This window comes from Arhodomonas sp. KWT, assembly GCF_010993615.1.
Window position 1 is genome coordinate 1 of record NZ_WNXE01000851.1, and the last position, 724, is coordinate 724.

General features: G+C 66.9%; 1 protein-coding gene. It reads left to right on the plus strand.

What is annotated here, in order from left to right:
- Positions 1–42: 42 nt before the first annotated feature.
- The coding region (locus tag G7A99_RS22855) for an ABC transporter substrate-binding protein (RefSeq protein ID WP_240466390.1) at positions 43–724 on the plus strand (682 nt) is incomplete at its 3' end.

Here is a 724-nt window from a genome sequence, read left to right on the forward strand (position 1 = left end):
AACGCCCGCCGGGCGTGGTATCGACGCCCTCAGCGGGGGCTGATGGCGGCCGCCGCGGCGGCGCTCCTCGCCCTGCCCGTCGCCGGTACGCTGCTACCCGCGACGAGCGCCCAGGCGGCGGACGACACCCAGGCCGTCCAGAAGGGCGGCACCCTCGACATCATCCTCAACCCCGAACCCCCGATCCTGATCCTGGGGCTCAACCAGCAGGCACCGACGCAGCTGGTCGGCGGCAAGATCTACGAGGGCCTGCTGCGCTACGACCACGACCTCAACCCCCTGCCCGGCCTGGCCAAGGGCTGGGAGATCTCCGAGGACGGGCTGACCTACACCTTCCACCTGCGCGAGAACGCCACCTGGCACGACGGCGAGCCCTTTACCGCAGATGATGTGGTATTCACGGCCAAGACCTTCACGCCGGAGACGAACCCGCGCTGGCGGCTGATCTTCTCCCACGTGGACACGGTTGAGGCGCCGGACGACCACACCGTCGTGTTCAACCTCAAGGAGCCCTTCCCGGCGTTCATCATCGGTCTCGGCGTGACCAACATGCCGATCATGCCGGCCCACATCTACGAGGGCACGGACTACAACGACAACGAGATGAACGACACGCCCATCGGCACCGGCCCGTTCAAGTTCGTGAAGTGGGAGAAGGGCAGCTACGTCCACCTCACTGCCTACGACGACTACTGGCAGGACGGTCGCCCGTACCTGGACGACA